The 13,618-nt window shown below is 63.0% G+C and carries 10 protein-coding genes and 2 pseudogenes; 11 read left to right on the top strand and 1 reads right to left on the bottom strand.

What is annotated here, in order from left to right; all coding sequences use genetic code 11:
* The 3 genes and pseudogenes from PMI34_RS11335 to PMI34_RS11340 form a co-directional block, all read left to right on the top strand.
* Positions 1–737, top strand: a pseudogene (locus PMI34_RS11335) (DUF5801 repeats-in-toxin domain-containing protein); the annotation flags it as partial.
* 381 nt (positions 738–1,118) lie between these two features.
* Positions 1,119–1,325: pseudogene (locus PMI34_RS28260) on the top strand (LysR substrate-binding domain-containing protein); the annotation flags it as partial.
* Between the two features lie 124 nt (positions 1,326–1,449).
* Complete coding sequence (locus PMI34_RS11340; protein ID WP_008050943.1) at positions 1,450–1,935, top strand: DUF6130 family protein; 486 nt, start codon at positions 1,450–1,452, stop codon at positions 1,933–1,935.
* Between the two features lie 79 nt (positions 1,936–2,014).
* On the opposite strand, the gene PMI34_RS11345 is transcribed toward PMI34_RS11340, so the two are convergent.
* On the bottom strand, positions 2,015–2,965 hold the full coding sequence (locus tag PMI34_RS11345; protein WP_032829724.1) for a LysR family transcriptional regulator: 951 nt from the start codon (positions 2,963–2,965) through the stop codon (positions 2,015–2,017).
* Positions 2,966–3,370: 405 nt separating this feature from the next.
* Here PMI34_RS11345 and PMI34_RS11350 point away from each other — a divergent pair, with 405 nt between their 5' ends.
* From PMI34_RS11350 to PMI34_RS11385, 8 genes are all read left to right on the top strand, one after another.
* Positions 3,371–3,700, top strand: coding sequence for a DUF485 domain-containing protein (locus PMI34_RS11350; RefSeq protein ID WP_008050941.1), 330 nt, complete (start codon positions 3,371–3,373; stop codon positions 3,698–3,700).
* Positions 3,697–5,346: a cation acetate symporter gene (locus PMI34_RS11355; RefSeq protein ID WP_008050939.1), complete on the top strand. Its 1,650-nt coding sequence runs from the start codon at positions 3,697–3,699 to the stop codon at positions 5,344–5,346. The genes PMI34_RS11350 and PMI34_RS11355 overlap by 4 nt, the downstream gene beginning before the upstream one ends.
* Positions 5,347–5,520: 174 nt before the next feature.
* Positions 5,521–6,771, top strand: coding sequence for an OprD family porin (locus PMI34_RS11360; protein WP_008050937.1), 1,251 nt, complete (start codon positions 5,521–5,523; stop codon positions 6,769–6,771).
* Between the two features lie 288 nt (positions 6,772–7,059).
* Entirely contained in the window at positions 7,060–8,763 is a 1,704-nt protein-coding gene (locus PMI34_RS11365; RefSeq protein WP_008050936.1) for an AMP-binding protein, read from the top strand.
* 103 nt (positions 8,764–8,866) lie between these two features.
* A complete protein-coding gene (locus PMI34_RS11370; protein ID WP_008050934.1) occupies positions 8,867–10,375 on the top strand; it encodes a CoA-acylating methylmalonate-semialdehyde dehydrogenase in 1,509 nt (502 codons plus the stop codon).
* Positions 10,376–10,464: 89 nt separating this feature from the next.
* Positions 10,465–11,355: a 3-hydroxyisobutyrate dehydrogenase gene (gene mmsB, locus PMI34_RS11375; protein WP_008050932.1), complete on the top strand. Its 891-nt coding sequence runs from the start codon at positions 10,465–10,467 to the stop codon at positions 11,353–11,355.
* A gap of 2 nt (positions 11,356–11,357) precedes the next feature.
* On the top strand, positions 11,358–12,446 hold the full coding sequence (locus PMI34_RS11380) for an enoyl-CoA hydratase/isomerase family protein (protein WP_008050929.1): 1,089 nt from the start codon (positions 11,358–11,360) through the stop codon (positions 12,444–12,446).
* Between the two features lie 18 nt (positions 12,447–12,464).
* Positions 12,465–13,616 carry an acyl-CoA dehydrogenase family protein gene (locus PMI34_RS11385; RefSeq protein WP_008050927.1) on the top strand — a complete coding sequence of 384 codons (1,152 nt, stop codon included), beginning with the start codon at positions 12,465–12,467 and terminating at the stop codon, positions 13,614–13,616.
* Positions 13,617–13,618: the final 2 nt, after the last annotated feature.

Genomic DNA, 13,618 nt, shown 5'->3' with positions numbered 1-13,618 from the left:
TCGCCAACAACGTTTTCCAGGGCGACAACCTGGCGGCAATCAGTGCCGCCGATGAAAGTTTCGTCATCAACCCAGAGAGCCTGCTGACAGCAATGAAGGTCTTCATCGACAACTCCGTGGCGGGTTACAACACGGCGACCGAGGACCTGTACTACAGGATCTACTACGCCGATGGCACGTTTTCGAACCGCGTCGAGGTGAACACCCTGACGCCGGAGGCTGGCGGGCAGGTGTCCTTCCTCGTCGAGAAGGAAGGTGCGTCACTGATCGACGCTGTTCAGCTGACGATGGGCCGGGGCGATATCAAGATTCCGGTGATCCAGTTCATTCAGGAGAGCGAGAGTCTGGCCAGCGATGTCCGGCTGGCATTCAACGCGACGCTGACGGACAAGGACGGGGACTCGGCGACAAGTACGTTTGACGCCAACCTGTTCGCCAACGAACCGGCCAACGCAGCCTTCGACTTCAGGCTGGCGGGCACGATCGGTGAACAGGATGCCTTCAACATCGATCTGTCAGTCGATGAGAACCTGTACCAGGTCACCGGCTTCGATACGGGTCCAGGCGTGCAAGACAAGCTGGTGCTCAACGGCGACCCGAACGCCGTTGTCCAATCGATCAACAACACCGGCGCAGACGGCATCGTGACGGTTGCCGAGGCTGGCGGACAAACAACCACCATCACCCTGGTCGGGGCCCATATCCAGAATACCGACATCTTTTTTGGCAGTGCTTGAGGCTTTGCGCGTGAACAGATGCGAGGGAGGCCTAGGAAACCACCCTCGCATTTTTTTACGGTTCAAATACGAGATCTGCAGGGCTGACGCCCCCGGCGCATTGCTGCAGTTGTTTAATCAAGCAACAACCAAAGGTTCACAAATGCTGATTTAATGAACCTTCAAGCGGTGGGAGTATCCGGAACCATGATTTCGCTCCTGCGCTTGATCCATCGCCAGCCAAGCCCTTCCTTCCCGAAGGTGCGAGCCCGTCCGTGCCAAAATCCCCTGCTGCATATCATCCTGGCCTTTTGGGCACTGTGGCATTGCCGTCATGCGCGCCCACCAGATGCAGCCCTCGCGTTGATTTGAATTCGCTGGCCGGTGCGTATGCCCACGCGGCCGATCCTGCGCGCCGCCGTCGCGGGATGCGGCTTGGGTTTTCTGCCAGAAGATATGGTCGCCAGGGAGCTTGCCGACGCAAGCCTTGTGCGGGTACTCGAAGACTGGTGCCAACCATTTGCCGGTTACCACCTTTACTACCCCAATCGCCGTGAGCATTCTTCAGCCTTCGGCGTAGTGGTGGACGCGCTGCGATACAAGCGCTGAGTCGTCCATGGTCAACATGCCTGGATGGCACGGATGAAATACGTGAGTGATTTCGATTTCAAATAAACACTGGGAGATACCCGGTTTGATCTAGGCTTGAATGAAATCACGCGGGAAAAAAACCATGTCCCTCGCCCCCGGAAATCTATTGGTCCTGGCTTTGGGTGTCTTCTTTTGCACAGCCGTGTGCGGACAAGGGGTAGCAGACACCGATTCCCCTCCGGCAATACTTCCACTGGAATCCGAGACTGCGCCAACACTCATTGCCTACCCGCCGCTTGCCGAGCCACTCGCCCGCGGTGTTGTCATTATCCAATACCGAGCAGAACACGCCAGGATCATGCCGGTATTTGGCAAAGCGGCTGTTGAAGTGTCACCACGTCTCGGTCACCTTCACGTGACCGTCGATGACTGGAAAGGTACATGGGCGCACACCAGCGAAGACCCGATCATCCTGGTTGGATTGACGCCCGGCACTCACAAGGTTCTTCTTGAAGTGGCCGACCCGACTCACAAGATCCTCACCCGTACGACTGTGAGTTTTATAGTTCCGCAGAAGAAACCGGCGGACGTTCCCCACATCGACGATGATCACGCAGCAAAACCATAGCGGTTGAGTGTTCATGGCTGTTTTCAAGTCTTTTCGCCAACCAGCACTTCGCTTTACTTCTGGCTGCACAACTCCCCCCTCAGGGTGACGGCAGATAGCCCATCACTCGTGACTCGCCCATCAGCAGCGGACGATTCAGTTCCGCACAAGCACGCAGGTACTCGGCCACCAGAGTGATCCGCTTCAGCTTGCGCAGATCTTCGCTGTAGTACATCCAGAATTGTCGCGTGATCTCCACTTCACCGGGCAGCACTTCGCACAGGCGGGGATCAGGGCCGGCGAGGAAGCAAGGCAGGATCGCCAGCGCCCGCCCTTCCAGGGCTGCGTGGTAATGGGCCACCACGCTGGTGCTGCGCAGGCGGCTGTTGGCGCCGGGCATCAGGTCGTTCAGGTAAAGCAGCTTGAAGCTGAAAGCCAGGTCTTCGACGTAGGTCACGAACGGGTGGCCGGTCAGGTCCTCGCGACAGCTGATCGGCGGATGATTGGCCAGGTACTCCGGCGTTGCATACAGGCGCAAGCGGTAGTCGCACAGCCGCGAGCACACGTACGGACCACGCTCGGGCCGTTCCAGAGTGATGGCGATGTCCGCCTCGCGCCGTGACAGGTTGATGAAGTGCGGGACCGGCAAAATGTCCGCCGAGATATTCGGGTAGTGCTCGAGGAAGTGGCTCATCTGCGCAGTGATGAAACAGGTCCCGAAGGCTTCGGTACAGCCGATACGCAGGTGCCCGGAGAGTCCCCCTGTGGTGCCGAAAACCTGCTCGCAGGCTACCAGCAGCGTACTTTCCAGGGATTCGGCGTGACCGACCAGACGCTGCCCCTCCACGGTCAGGACAAAACCGGAAGTCCGCGATTTCTCGAACAACAGGGCGCCCAGGCACTGCTCCAGGGCGCGGATGCGCCGTGACACCGTGGTGTAGTCCACTCCCAGGCGGCGTGCCGCACCGCTGGCGGTGCGGGCACGGGCAACTTCGAGGAAAAAGCGCAAGTCGTCCCAGTTCAGTGGGTTCTGCGTTGTGCGTTTTTGCATATCCATCGAGCTTTTCTGCCAATACATATGGGAAATATGCACTTATATACTCGCATCTCACCCAGCTTGGCCAGCGTCGTTTTCAGGCCGGGAAGGCACCCTCCCCAATAATAAATATCGAGGGCTGACAGCATGAGCGCATGGATAAACACCGGCTTGCACGCCGGACACAAGCAGCTGCGCAACAGCGCAATCGCGGCCACGATTCTTGTCTGCCGTCGGCCCGAGCCGAGGCACCACGCCGCCCTCGCACACCGCCCTCTCTCCACCGCAAGGTCCTCCGGGCGGCAATAACTCCAGCACATCAGCATTCAGGTGGCGTCCCGCATCGGGTCGCTGCCCGGGTACCCGTACGCCCCTCAAAAGGCCGAACAACAAAAACAACTACAAATGCGGAGCCTCACCATGACGACCGACCACCCGAACCACGTCCAGACCTGTGCACGGGTCAGGGCCAACCCCAAGTTCCAGCGCCTCGCGCGCCAGCGTGCACTGCTGGCCTGGACGCTGAGCGGCGCGGTCCTGGCTATCTACTACAGCTTCATCATGGTGGTGGCTTTCGCCCCTGCCTGGCTGCACCTGCCGCTGTACGACGGCAGCCACCTCAGCCTCGGCATGCCAATCGGCGTGACGATCATCCTGTTGTCCTGGCTACTCACTGCCTGGTACGTGCACAGCGCCAACACCCGCTTCGATGTACTCAGCTCGCAGATCCTGCAGGAGTCCCGCGCATGAAACGCCTGTCCGCCCTTCTCGCCCTCAGCCCTGTGCTGGCCCATGCCGAGCCCATCATTGCGCAGAAGCAACCGCTCAACCTGCACGCCATCGGCATGTTTTTCGTCTTCGTCCTCGCCACCCTGCTGATCACCTGGTGGGCGGCACGACGCACCCGCTCCGCGGCCGATTTCTACAGCGCCGGTGGCGGTATCACCGGCTTCCAGAACGGCCTGGCCATTGCCGGTGACTACATGTCGGCGGCCACTCTGCTGGGCCTGTCGAGCATGGTATTCGCCAAGGGTTACGACGGCTTCGTCTACATCATCGGCTTCTTCGTCGGCTGGCCCATCGTCACCTTCCTGATGGCCGAGCGCTTGCGCAACCTGGGGCGCTACACCTTTGCCGACATCGTCTCCTACCGCCTCGATCAAACCCGCGTGCGCAGCTTCGCCGCCCTCGGATCGCTGACCGTGGTGTGCTGCTATCTGGTGGTGCAGATGGTCGGTGCCGGTCAACTGATCAAACTGCTGTTCGGTCTCGACTACCGCACGGCGGTGGTGGTGGTCGGACTGCTGATGCTGGTCTATGTGATCTTCGGCGGCATGCTCGCCACCACTTGGGTACAGATCACCAAGGCAGTCCTGCTGCTGGCGGGCGGCACCACCCTGGTGCTGATGGCCCTGAGTCGCTTCGACTTCAGCTTCGAGACGCTGGCCGCCCAGGCTGTGGCCGTGCATGCCAGCGGCGTGCAGATCATGGGCCCCGGCACCTTGCTGGCCGACCCGATCAACGCGGTGTCCTTATCCCTCGGACTGGTCTTCGGCATTGCCGGCTTGCCGCACATCCTGATGCGTTTCTTCACTGTGCCCAATGCCAAGGAGGCGCGTAAATCGGTGCTGTTCGCCACAGTGTTCATCGGCTTCTTCTTCCTGGTGGTCTGCGTCCTGGGCTATACCGCCATCGTCATCGTCGGCACGGACCCTCAGTACTACGTCGATGGCAAGCTCGGCGGGGCCATGAATGGCGGCGGTAATATGGTGGCCATGCACCTGGCGAAGGCGGTGGGCGGCAACCTGTTTCTCGGTTTCCTCTCTGCCGTGGCTTTCGCCACCATTCTCGCGGTGGTGGCCGGCCTGGCACTGGCCGGTGCCTCGGCCATCTCCCATGACCTTTACGCTTCGGTATTGAAGAAGGGCTGCGCCGACGAGAAACAGGAAATGCGCGTGTCGCGTATCGCCACCGTTTGCCTGGGCATCGTTGCGATTGCCCTCGGCATTCTGTTCGAGGGCCAGAACATCGCCTTCCTGGTCGGCCTGACGTTCGGCATCGCCGCCTCGGCGAATTTCCCGGTACTGATCATGGCCATGTACTGGGGCGGCCTGACCACACGCGGCGCCCTCTATGGCGGCCTGACCGGCCTGGTCAGCGCCCTGGCCCTGGTGATCGGCTCGCCGTCGGTGTGGGTCGGAGTACTGGGGCATGCCCAGGCGCTCTTCCCTTACGACCAGCCGGCGCTGTTCTCCATGCCACTGGCCTTCCTGGTCATAGTGGTGGCTTCCAGGCTTGACCGCAGCGAGCGCGCCGACCGCGAACGCGCCGCCTATGCCGACCAGTTCGTCCGTGCCCAGACCGGCCTTGGAGCTGCCATGGCCAGTAGTCACTGACACTGCTTTTTCCGGGGCTGACGCCCCGAGCGCGAGTCCGCTCCTTTGCTTCGCGCTTTTTTACGCCCGACCTGCGCCCTTCGGCGCAGGACACCCCCAAATGCGCCCTTCCCTCGCTAACTCCAAACGGCGCGGGAGCGGCTCGTCGACAACAAAAACAACAAAAGGCATCCAATGAAACCCACCACCCTTACCCTGCTCCTGGCCGGCAGCGGCCTCGCCGCACAGGCTCACGCCGACTTCCTGGCAGACAGCACGGCCAGACTGGAAACGCGCAACTTCTACTTCAACCGCGACTTCCGCCAGGCAAATGCCGCCCAGTCCAAGCAGGAAGAATGGGCCCAGGGCTTCCTGCTGCGCTACGAATCCGGTTATACCGACGGCATGATCGGTGTCGGTATCGATGCCCTCGGCCAACTCGGCATCAAGCTCGACTCCAGTCCCGATCGCGCCGGCTCCGGCCTGCTCAAACGCGATAACGAGCCGCCCAAGCGCGCCAAGGACGAGTATGGCGAACTGGGCCTGACGGCCAAGTTCAAAGCATCCAACAGCGTACTCAAGCTCGGCACCCTGACCCCGAAGTTGCCGGTACTGCTGGCCAATGACTCGCGCCTGCTGCCGCAAACATTTCGCGGTGGCCAGTTGAACGTTCAGGAGATCAAAGGCCTGAGTTTCGACGCCGGGCGCGTGGATCGGGTCAACCAGCGCGATTCCTCGGACTACGAGAAAATGGCGATCACCACCACCGGCGCCAAGGGCATTGTCAGTGGCCAGGCCCGCAGCGACGCCTTCAATTTCGCCAGCCTTGCCTACCAGTGGAACGACCGGCTGAACACGGGCTACCACTACGGCGGCCTGGACGATTTCTACCACCAGCACCAGTTCAATCTGGTCCACGTACTGCCGCTGGGCGCAGGCCAGACGTTCAAGAGCGACCTGCGCTACGCCCGCTCCACCGACGATGGCAACAGCAACATCGACAACAACGCCTTCGGCGCCATGTTCACCTATGCCCTGGGCGGCCATGCCTTGGGTCTGGGCTACCAACGCATGAGCGGCGAAACCGGCTTTGCCTACGTCAATGGCAGCGATGCCTTCCTGGTCAACTTCGTGCAGATCAACGACTTCGCCAACAAGGACGAGCGTTCCTGGCAGGCGCGCTACGACTACAACTTCGCGGCGCTGGGCATTCCCGGCCTGACCTTCATGACCCGCTACCTGTCCGGCGACAGCATCGATCTGGGCGCCGGCAAGCCCGACGGCCGCGAATGGGAGCGCGACACCGACATCGGCTACGTGGTACAGAGCGGCCCGCTGAAAAACGTCGGTCTGAAGTGGCGCAACGCCACGGTGCGCACCGCTCACTTCGGTAACGATCTCAACGAGAACCGCCTGATCCTCAGCTATACCCTGGCGCTCTGGTAAGTACCCGCACAAGGCGGGCGCTGCTTGCATCGCTTGACGGTGCGGGCAGTGCCCGCCTTGTGCATTTTCAGCGCATCAGGGATGCCGCAAGCCTGTGTTTTTTTGCACAACGTACCGGACTTTTTGAGCATTCTTATTTGATTTATGCCTGCCTATACTCGATTCAACCGCCTGGCCATGAACCAGGTCAGTCCCAATAAAAATAAACAGGGCACCCATCGTGAAGCCATCCTTGCTTGCCGTTGTCTCCGCACTTTCAGGTACCCGCGCGCGCCTCGGGAGACTCCAATGAACAACCACTGCCAACCCTTCCTGGCCGCTCGCGACTTCCTGCTGGCCCACCGTACCGACTACGCCACCGCCGTGCGTGACTTCCGCTGGCCGCAGCTGAGCGAATTCAACTGGGCGCTGGATTATTTCGACGCCATGGCCGAGGGCAACCAGGCCAATGCCCTGTGGATCGTCGAAGAGGACGGCAGCGAACAACGCTACAGCTTCCAGCAACTGGCAGCACGCTCTAACCAGGTGGCCAATCACCTGCGTGCCCTGGGCGTGCGCCGCGGCGAACGCATCCTGCTGATGCTCGGTAACGACGTTGCCTTGTGGGAAACCATGCTGGCCGCCTTCAAACTCGGCGCCGTCGTCATTCCCGCCACCGCCCTGCTGACCCCCGATGACCTGCGCGACCGCATCGAGCGCGGCCATGTTTCCCACCTGGTGGTCGGCAGCGCCCATGTCGACAAGTTCGTCGGGCTGGGTGAAGGCTGCAGCCGCATCTGCGTCGGTCCGTCCCCCGCCGGCTGGACCCCGCACAGCGCCGCCTGCGAACATTCCGAGCAGTTCGAAGCCGAGGGCCGCACACTGGCCACCGACCCGATGCTGCTGTACTTCACCTCCGGCACCACTTCCAAGCCGAAGATGGTGCTGCACAGTCACCAGAGTTACCCGGTCGGCCACCTCTCGACCATGTACTGGATCGGCCTGCAGCCGGGCGACCTGCACCTGAACATTTCGTCCCCGGGTTGGGCCAAGCACGCCTGGAGCTGCCTCTTCGCACCATGGAATGCCGGTGCCTGCATCTTTATCCACAACACAGCACGCTTCAGCGCGCCAGCCCTGCTCGGCGTGCTGGAACGCTACGGCGTCACCAGCCTGTGCGCGCCGCCGACCGTGTGGCGCATGCTGATCCAGGAAGACCTGGCCAGCTACAAGTCACGCCTGCGCCTGCGGGAACTGGTGGGCGCCGGTGAACCGCTCAACCCGGAGATCATCGAGCAGATCCTGCATGCCTGGGGCCTGTTGCTGCGCGACGGCTTCGGCCAGTCGGAGACCACCGCCCTGGTCGGCAATACGCCCGGCCAGCGGCTCAAGCCAGGGTCCATGGGCCGTCCGCTGCCGGGCTACCGGGTGATCATGCTCGACCCTGATGGCGTGCCGGGTAACGAAGGTGAAGTGGCCCTGCCCCTGGACGTGCGTCCGCTCGGCCTGATGCTGTGCTACGAGGACAGCCCGGAAAAGACCGCCGAAGTGATGCGCGACGGCTACTACCGCACCGGCGACACCGCGCAGATCGACGAAGAGGGCTACATCACTTTCGTCGGCCGAGCCGATGACGTGTTCAAAGCCTCCGACTACCGCATCAGCCCCTTCGAACTGGAAAGCGCGCTGATCGAGCACCCGGCGGTGATGGAAGTGGCCGTGGTGCCAAGCCCCGACCCTGTGCGCCTGGCAGTGCCCAAGGCCTATCTGATCCTGGCCCATGAAGCCCAGGGCAGCCACGAACTGGCCGGCAGCATCTTCGCGTTCGCCCGTGAGCACCTGGCGCCCTACAAGCGGGTACGGCGCATCGAATTTGTCAGCGAGCTGCCCAAGACCATCTCCGGAAAGATCCGCCGGGTGGAACTGCGGCAAATGGAAACGCAGCGTCGCCAGGGCGACGCACGTGGCCCGCAGGAATACTTCGAAGAAGACTTCCCGCAACTCAAAGGCTGAACCCCGGGCCGGCACGCCGGCCCTTCCCAACCCAAACCCGACCACTCGGCCAACCACGCCGAGGGGATTCATTCGACCTAACGAAAGCAGGCAGGCCCCGTAAATGACCTCTTCCATCATTCCCAGCGTCAAGCTTCTCATCAACGGCGAATTCGTCGAATCGCGCAGCACCCAGTGGCGCGACGTGGTCAACCCGGCCACCCAGGAAGTCCTGGCCCGCGTCCCCTTCGCCACCGCCGAGGAAATGAACGCCGCCGTGGCCAGCGCCAAGCAAGCCTTCAAGACCTGGCGCAAGACGCCGATCGGTGCCCGCTCCCGGGTCTTTCTCAAGTACCAGCAACTGATCCGCGAGAACATCAAGGAACTGGCCGCCCTGCTGACCGCCGAGCAAGGCAAGACCCTGCCGGATGCCGAAGGTGACGTGTTCCGCGGCCTCGAAGTGGTCGAGCACGCCGCCAGCATCGGTAATCTGCAGATGGGCGAACTGGCCAACAACGTGGCCAATGGCGTCGACACCTACACCTTGCTACAACCGCTGGGCGTGTGCGCCGGCATCACCCCGTTCAACTTCCCGGCGATGATCCCGCTGTGGATGTTCCCGATGGCCATTGCCACCGGCAACACCTTCGTCCTCAAGCCGTCCGAGCAGGATCCGCTGGTGACCATGCGCCTGGTGGAACTGGCGCTGGAGGCCGGGGTGCCCAAGGGCGTGCTCAACGTCATCCACGGCGGCGTCGACGCGGTGAACCTGATCTGCGATCACCCGGACATCAAGGCCGTGTCTTTCGTCGGCTCGACCAAGGTCGGCACCCACGTCTACAACCGCGCCACCCAGAACGGCAAGCGCGCGCAGTGCATGATGGGTGCGAAGAACCATGCCATCGTCTTGCCCGATGCCAACCGGCAGCAGACCCTGAACAACCTGCTGGGCGCCTCTTTCGGGGCCGCCGGCCAACGCTGCATGGCTCTGCCGGTGGTGATCCTCGTGGGTGAAGCGCAAACCTGGCTGCCGGACCTGATCGAGCGGACCAAAACCCTCAAGATCAATGGCGGCACCGAGCCGGGCACCGACATCGGCCCGGTGATTTCCTGCGCTGCCCTGGAGCGCGTCAACGGCCTGATCGCCAGCGGTGTCGAAGAAGGCGCCAGGCTTGAGCTGGATGGGCGCAACCCGAGCGTGCCGGGCTACCAGGACGGCAACTTCGTCGGCCCGACCATTTTCTCCGGCGTCACCGCGCAAATGTCGGTGTACCGCGAAGAGATCTTCGGCCCGGTACTGTGCGTGATGCACGCCGCCAACCTGGACGAGGCAATCGAGATCATCAACGCCAACCCGAACGGCAACGGCACCGCCCTGTTCACCCGTTCCGGCGCTGCCGCGCGTCACTTCCAGGAAGAGATCGACGTCGGCCAGGTGGGCATCAACGTGCCAATCCCGGTACCGGTCCCGCTGTTCTCCTTCTCCGGCTCGCGCGCCTCCAAGCTGGGCGACCTGGGTCCCTACGGCAAGCAAGTGGTGACCTTCTACACCCAGACCAAGACGATCACCCAGCGCTGGTTCGACGAGGACGACACCGGCGGCGCGGTGAACACCACCATCACCCTGAAATGACCTTTGCCGGCCGGCGCCCGGCGTCGGCCGACGACAAGCGCGCGCAGGATTTCCTGCGCCACTGCCCCCTATCGTAAAAGGTAGCCAACATGCATATCGGATTTCTCGGCCTCGGCAACATGGGCGGTCCAATGGCCCGCAACCTGCTCAAGGCTGGCCACAGCCTGACCGTTTTCGACCCCTTCCCCCAGGCGGTCACCGCTCTGGTGGAGGCCGGCGCCAGCGCCGCCGACTCCCCCGCCGCCGTGGCCAAGGCAAGGGTTGAGGTGATCATCACCATGCTGCCGACCGCTGATCACGTGAAGCAGGTCTATCGCGGCAAGGACGGCCTGCTGGCCAATATTGGCCCAGGCGTGTTGTTGATCGACAGTTCGACCATCGACCCGCTGAGCACCCGCGAGGTGGCCAAGTACGCCCTTGCCCAAGGCAACCCGATGCTCGACGCGCCTGTATCCGGCGGCACCGGCGGCGCGGTGGCAGGCACCCTGACCTTTATGGTCGGCGGCCCGGACAGCGTATTCGACCAGGCCCTGCCGATCCTCTCGGCCATGGGCAAGAACATCGTGCACTGCGGTGCGGCGGGCAACGGCCAGGTGGCCAAGATCGCCAACAACATGCTGCTCGGCATCTCCATGGTCGGCGTCGCCGAAGCCATGGCCCTGGGTGTGGCCCTCGGGATGGACGCCAAGGTATTGGCCGGGATCATCAATACCTCCAGCGGTCGCTGCTGGAGCTCGGAGGTCAACAATCCGTTCCCGGGTGTACTGGAAAACGCTCCGGCTTCGCGCGGCTACAGCGGCGGATTTGGCAGCGACCTGATGCTCAAGGATCTGGGCCTGGCCACCGAAGCGGCCAGGCACGCACGTCAGCCGGTCGCGCTCGGGGCTGTAGCCCAGCAGCTGTACCAGACCTTCAGCCTGCAAGGTAATGGCGGACTGGATTTCTCCGCAATCATCAACCTGTTCCGCGGGGAAGCCTGAACATGAGCGAGCAGCAAGCTCCGGTGCTGGCCAGCGTGCGCAACCGCGTCGGCCACCTGACACTGAATCGGCCAAGCGCGTTGAACACCCTGGACCTGCCCATGGTGCGTCTGCTCTGCCGACACCTGTGGGCGTGGGAGCAGGACCCGCAGATCGTCGCCGTGACCATTCGCGGCGCCGGTGAAAAGGCCTTCTGCGCCGGTGGCGACATCCGCATGCTGTACGACAGCTACAAGGCCGGCGACAACCAGCATGAGCTGTTCCTGGAGGAAGAGTACGCCCTGGACGAATACCTGCATGGCTACACCAAGCCAGTGCTGGCACTGCTCGATGGCTTCGTCCTGGGCGGCGGCATGGGCCTGGCCCAGGCGGCCTCATTGCGGGTGATCACCGAGCGCACGCGCATGGGCATGCCGGAAGTCGGCATCGGCTTTTTCCCCGACGTCGGTGGCAGCTATTTCCTGCCGCGCCTGCCGGGTGAACTGGGAACCTATCTGGGTCTCACCGGTTGCCAGGTGCGTGCCGCCGATGCCCTCTATGCGAACCTTGCCGACTACTACCTGCCCAGCGAACGGCTGGCCGAGCTGGATGCCTGCCTCGACTACCTGAACTGGACCGCCGCGCCCGACGAAGACTTGCAGGACCTGCTCGCCGACATGGCCACCGAGCGTCTCGCCGGGTCCGAGCTCAAGGCCTGTCGCCAGGCGATAGACGAGTATTTCGCCTTGCCCGATGTCCCGGCCATTCACGCCGCGCTGCAGCGCGAACAACGTCCCGAGCTGCAGGACTGGGCCGGGCAGACGGTCAAGCTGCTCGACAGCCGCTCGCCACTGGCGATGGCCGCGACGCTTGAGTTGTTGCGCCGTGGTCGTTACCTGAGCCTGGCCGAGTGCTTCGCCCTGGAGTTGCACCTGGACTACCAGTGGTTCGAAAAGGGCGACCTGATGGAGGGTGTGCGCGCCCTGATCATCGACAAGGACAAGTGCCCACGCTGGAACCCGCCAACCCTGGCAGAGCTGGTACCTGCCCGGGTGCAGGCCTTTTTCAACGACTTTGAACGCGCCTCTGGCAAGCCCGCACGCACCGCCTGATCGGCAGGAGACATTGCAATGCACGATATCGAATTGACCGAAGAACAACGCATGATCCGCGACATGGCGCGCGACTTCGCCCGCAGCGAAGTCGCGCCCCATGCCCAGGCCTGGGAGAAGGCCGGCTGGATCGATGACGCCGTGGTGGCGCAGATGGGCGAATTGGGCCTGCTGGGCATGGTCGTGCCGGACACCTGGGGTGGCAGCTACACCGACTATGTGGCCTACGCCCTGGCCGTGGAAGAGATCTCGGCCGGCGATGGTGCCCTCGGCGCGCTGATGAGCATCCACAATTCGGTGGGCTGCGGCCCCCTGCTGAAATACGGCACCCCCGCGCAACAGGACAGCTGGCTGCCGCTGCTGGTCAGTGGTCAAGCGATCGGCTGCTTCTGCCTGACCGAGCCACAGGCCGGCTCCGAGGCGCACAACCTGCGCACCCGTGCCGAACTGCGCGACGGCCAATGGGTACTCAATGGCGCCAAGCAGTTCGTCAGCAACGGCAAGCGCGCCAGCCTGGCCATTGTCTTCGCCGTCACCGATGCGCAGCTGGGCAAGAAGGGCCTGTCGGCCTTCCTGGTACCCACCGACAACCCCGGATTCGTGGTCGACCGCAGCGAACACAAGATGGGCATCAAGGCCTCCGATACCTGCGCGGTGACCCTGAACGACTGCACCATCCCCGAGGCCAACCTGCTGGGTGAACGCGGCAAGGGCCTGGCCATTGCCCTGTCCAACCTGGAAGGCGGCCGCATCGGCATCGCCGCCCAGGCGCTGGGTATCGCCCGCGCCGCCTTCGAGGCTGCCCTGGGCTATGCCCGCGAACGCGTCCAGTTCGGCAAGCCAATCATCGAGCACCAGAGCGTGTCCAACCTGCTCGCCGACATGCACACCCGGCTCAACGCCAGCCGCCTGCTGGTACTGCATGCCGCGCGCCTGAAAAGCGCCGGTCAGGCGTGCCTGTCCGAAGCCTCCCAGGCCAAGCTGTTTGCCTCGGAAATGGCCGAGCGCGTGTGCTCCAGCGCCCTGCAGATCCATGGCGGCTACGGCTACCTGGAGGACTACCCGGTGGAGCGCTACTACCGCGACGCGCGCATCACCCAGATCTACGAAGGCTCCAGCGAAGTCCAGCGCCTGCTGATCGCCCGCGAACTGAGTCACTACGCGCTCTGACC

The sequence above is a fragment of the Pseudomonas sp. GM74 genome (assembly GCF_000282455.1).
GTDB lineage: Bacteria > Pseudomonadota > Gammaproteobacteria > Pseudomonadales > Pseudomonadaceae > Aquipseudomonas.
Note: the sequence above shows the minus strand (reverse complement) of the source record. Positions and strands in the feature narration are given on the sequence as shown.

Coding starts and splice junctions, on each gene's coding strand:
- PMI34_RS11340 (WP_008050943.1), top strand. CDS start 1,450: ATGTCCCTCGCCCCCGGAAATCTATTGGTCCTGGCTTTGGGTGTCTTC.
- PMI34_RS11345 (WP_032829724.1), bottom strand. CDS start 2,965: ATGCAAAAACGCACAACGCAGAACCCACTGAACTGGGACGACTTGCGC.
- PMI34_RS11350 (WP_008050941.1), top strand. CDS start 3,371: ATGACGACCGACCACCCGAACCACGTCCAGACCTGTGCACGGGTCAGG.
- PMI34_RS11355 (WP_008050939.1), top strand. CDS start 3,697: ATGAAACGCCTGTCCGCCCTTCTCGCCCTCAGCCCTGTGCTGGCCCAT.
- PMI34_RS11360 (WP_008050937.1), top strand. CDS start 5,521: ATGAAACCCACCACCCTTACCCTGCTCCTGGCCGGCAGCGGCCTCGCC.
- PMI34_RS11365 (WP_008050936.1), top strand. CDS start 7,060: ATGAACAACCACTGCCAACCCTTCCTGGCCGCTCGCGACTTCCTGCTG.
- PMI34_RS11370 (WP_008050934.1), top strand. CDS start 8,867: ATGACCTCTTCCATCATTCCCAGCGTCAAGCTTCTCATCAACGGCGAA.
- mmsB (WP_008050932.1), top strand. CDS start 10,465: ATGCATATCGGATTTCTCGGCCTCGGCAACATGGGCGGTCCAATGGCC.
- PMI34_RS11380 (WP_008050929.1), top strand. CDS start 11,358: ATGAGCGAGCAGCAAGCTCCGGTGCTGGCCAGCGTGCGCAACCGCGTC.
- PMI34_RS11385 (WP_008050927.1), top strand. CDS start 12,465: ATGCACGATATCGAATTGACCGAAGAACAACGCATGATCCGCGACATG.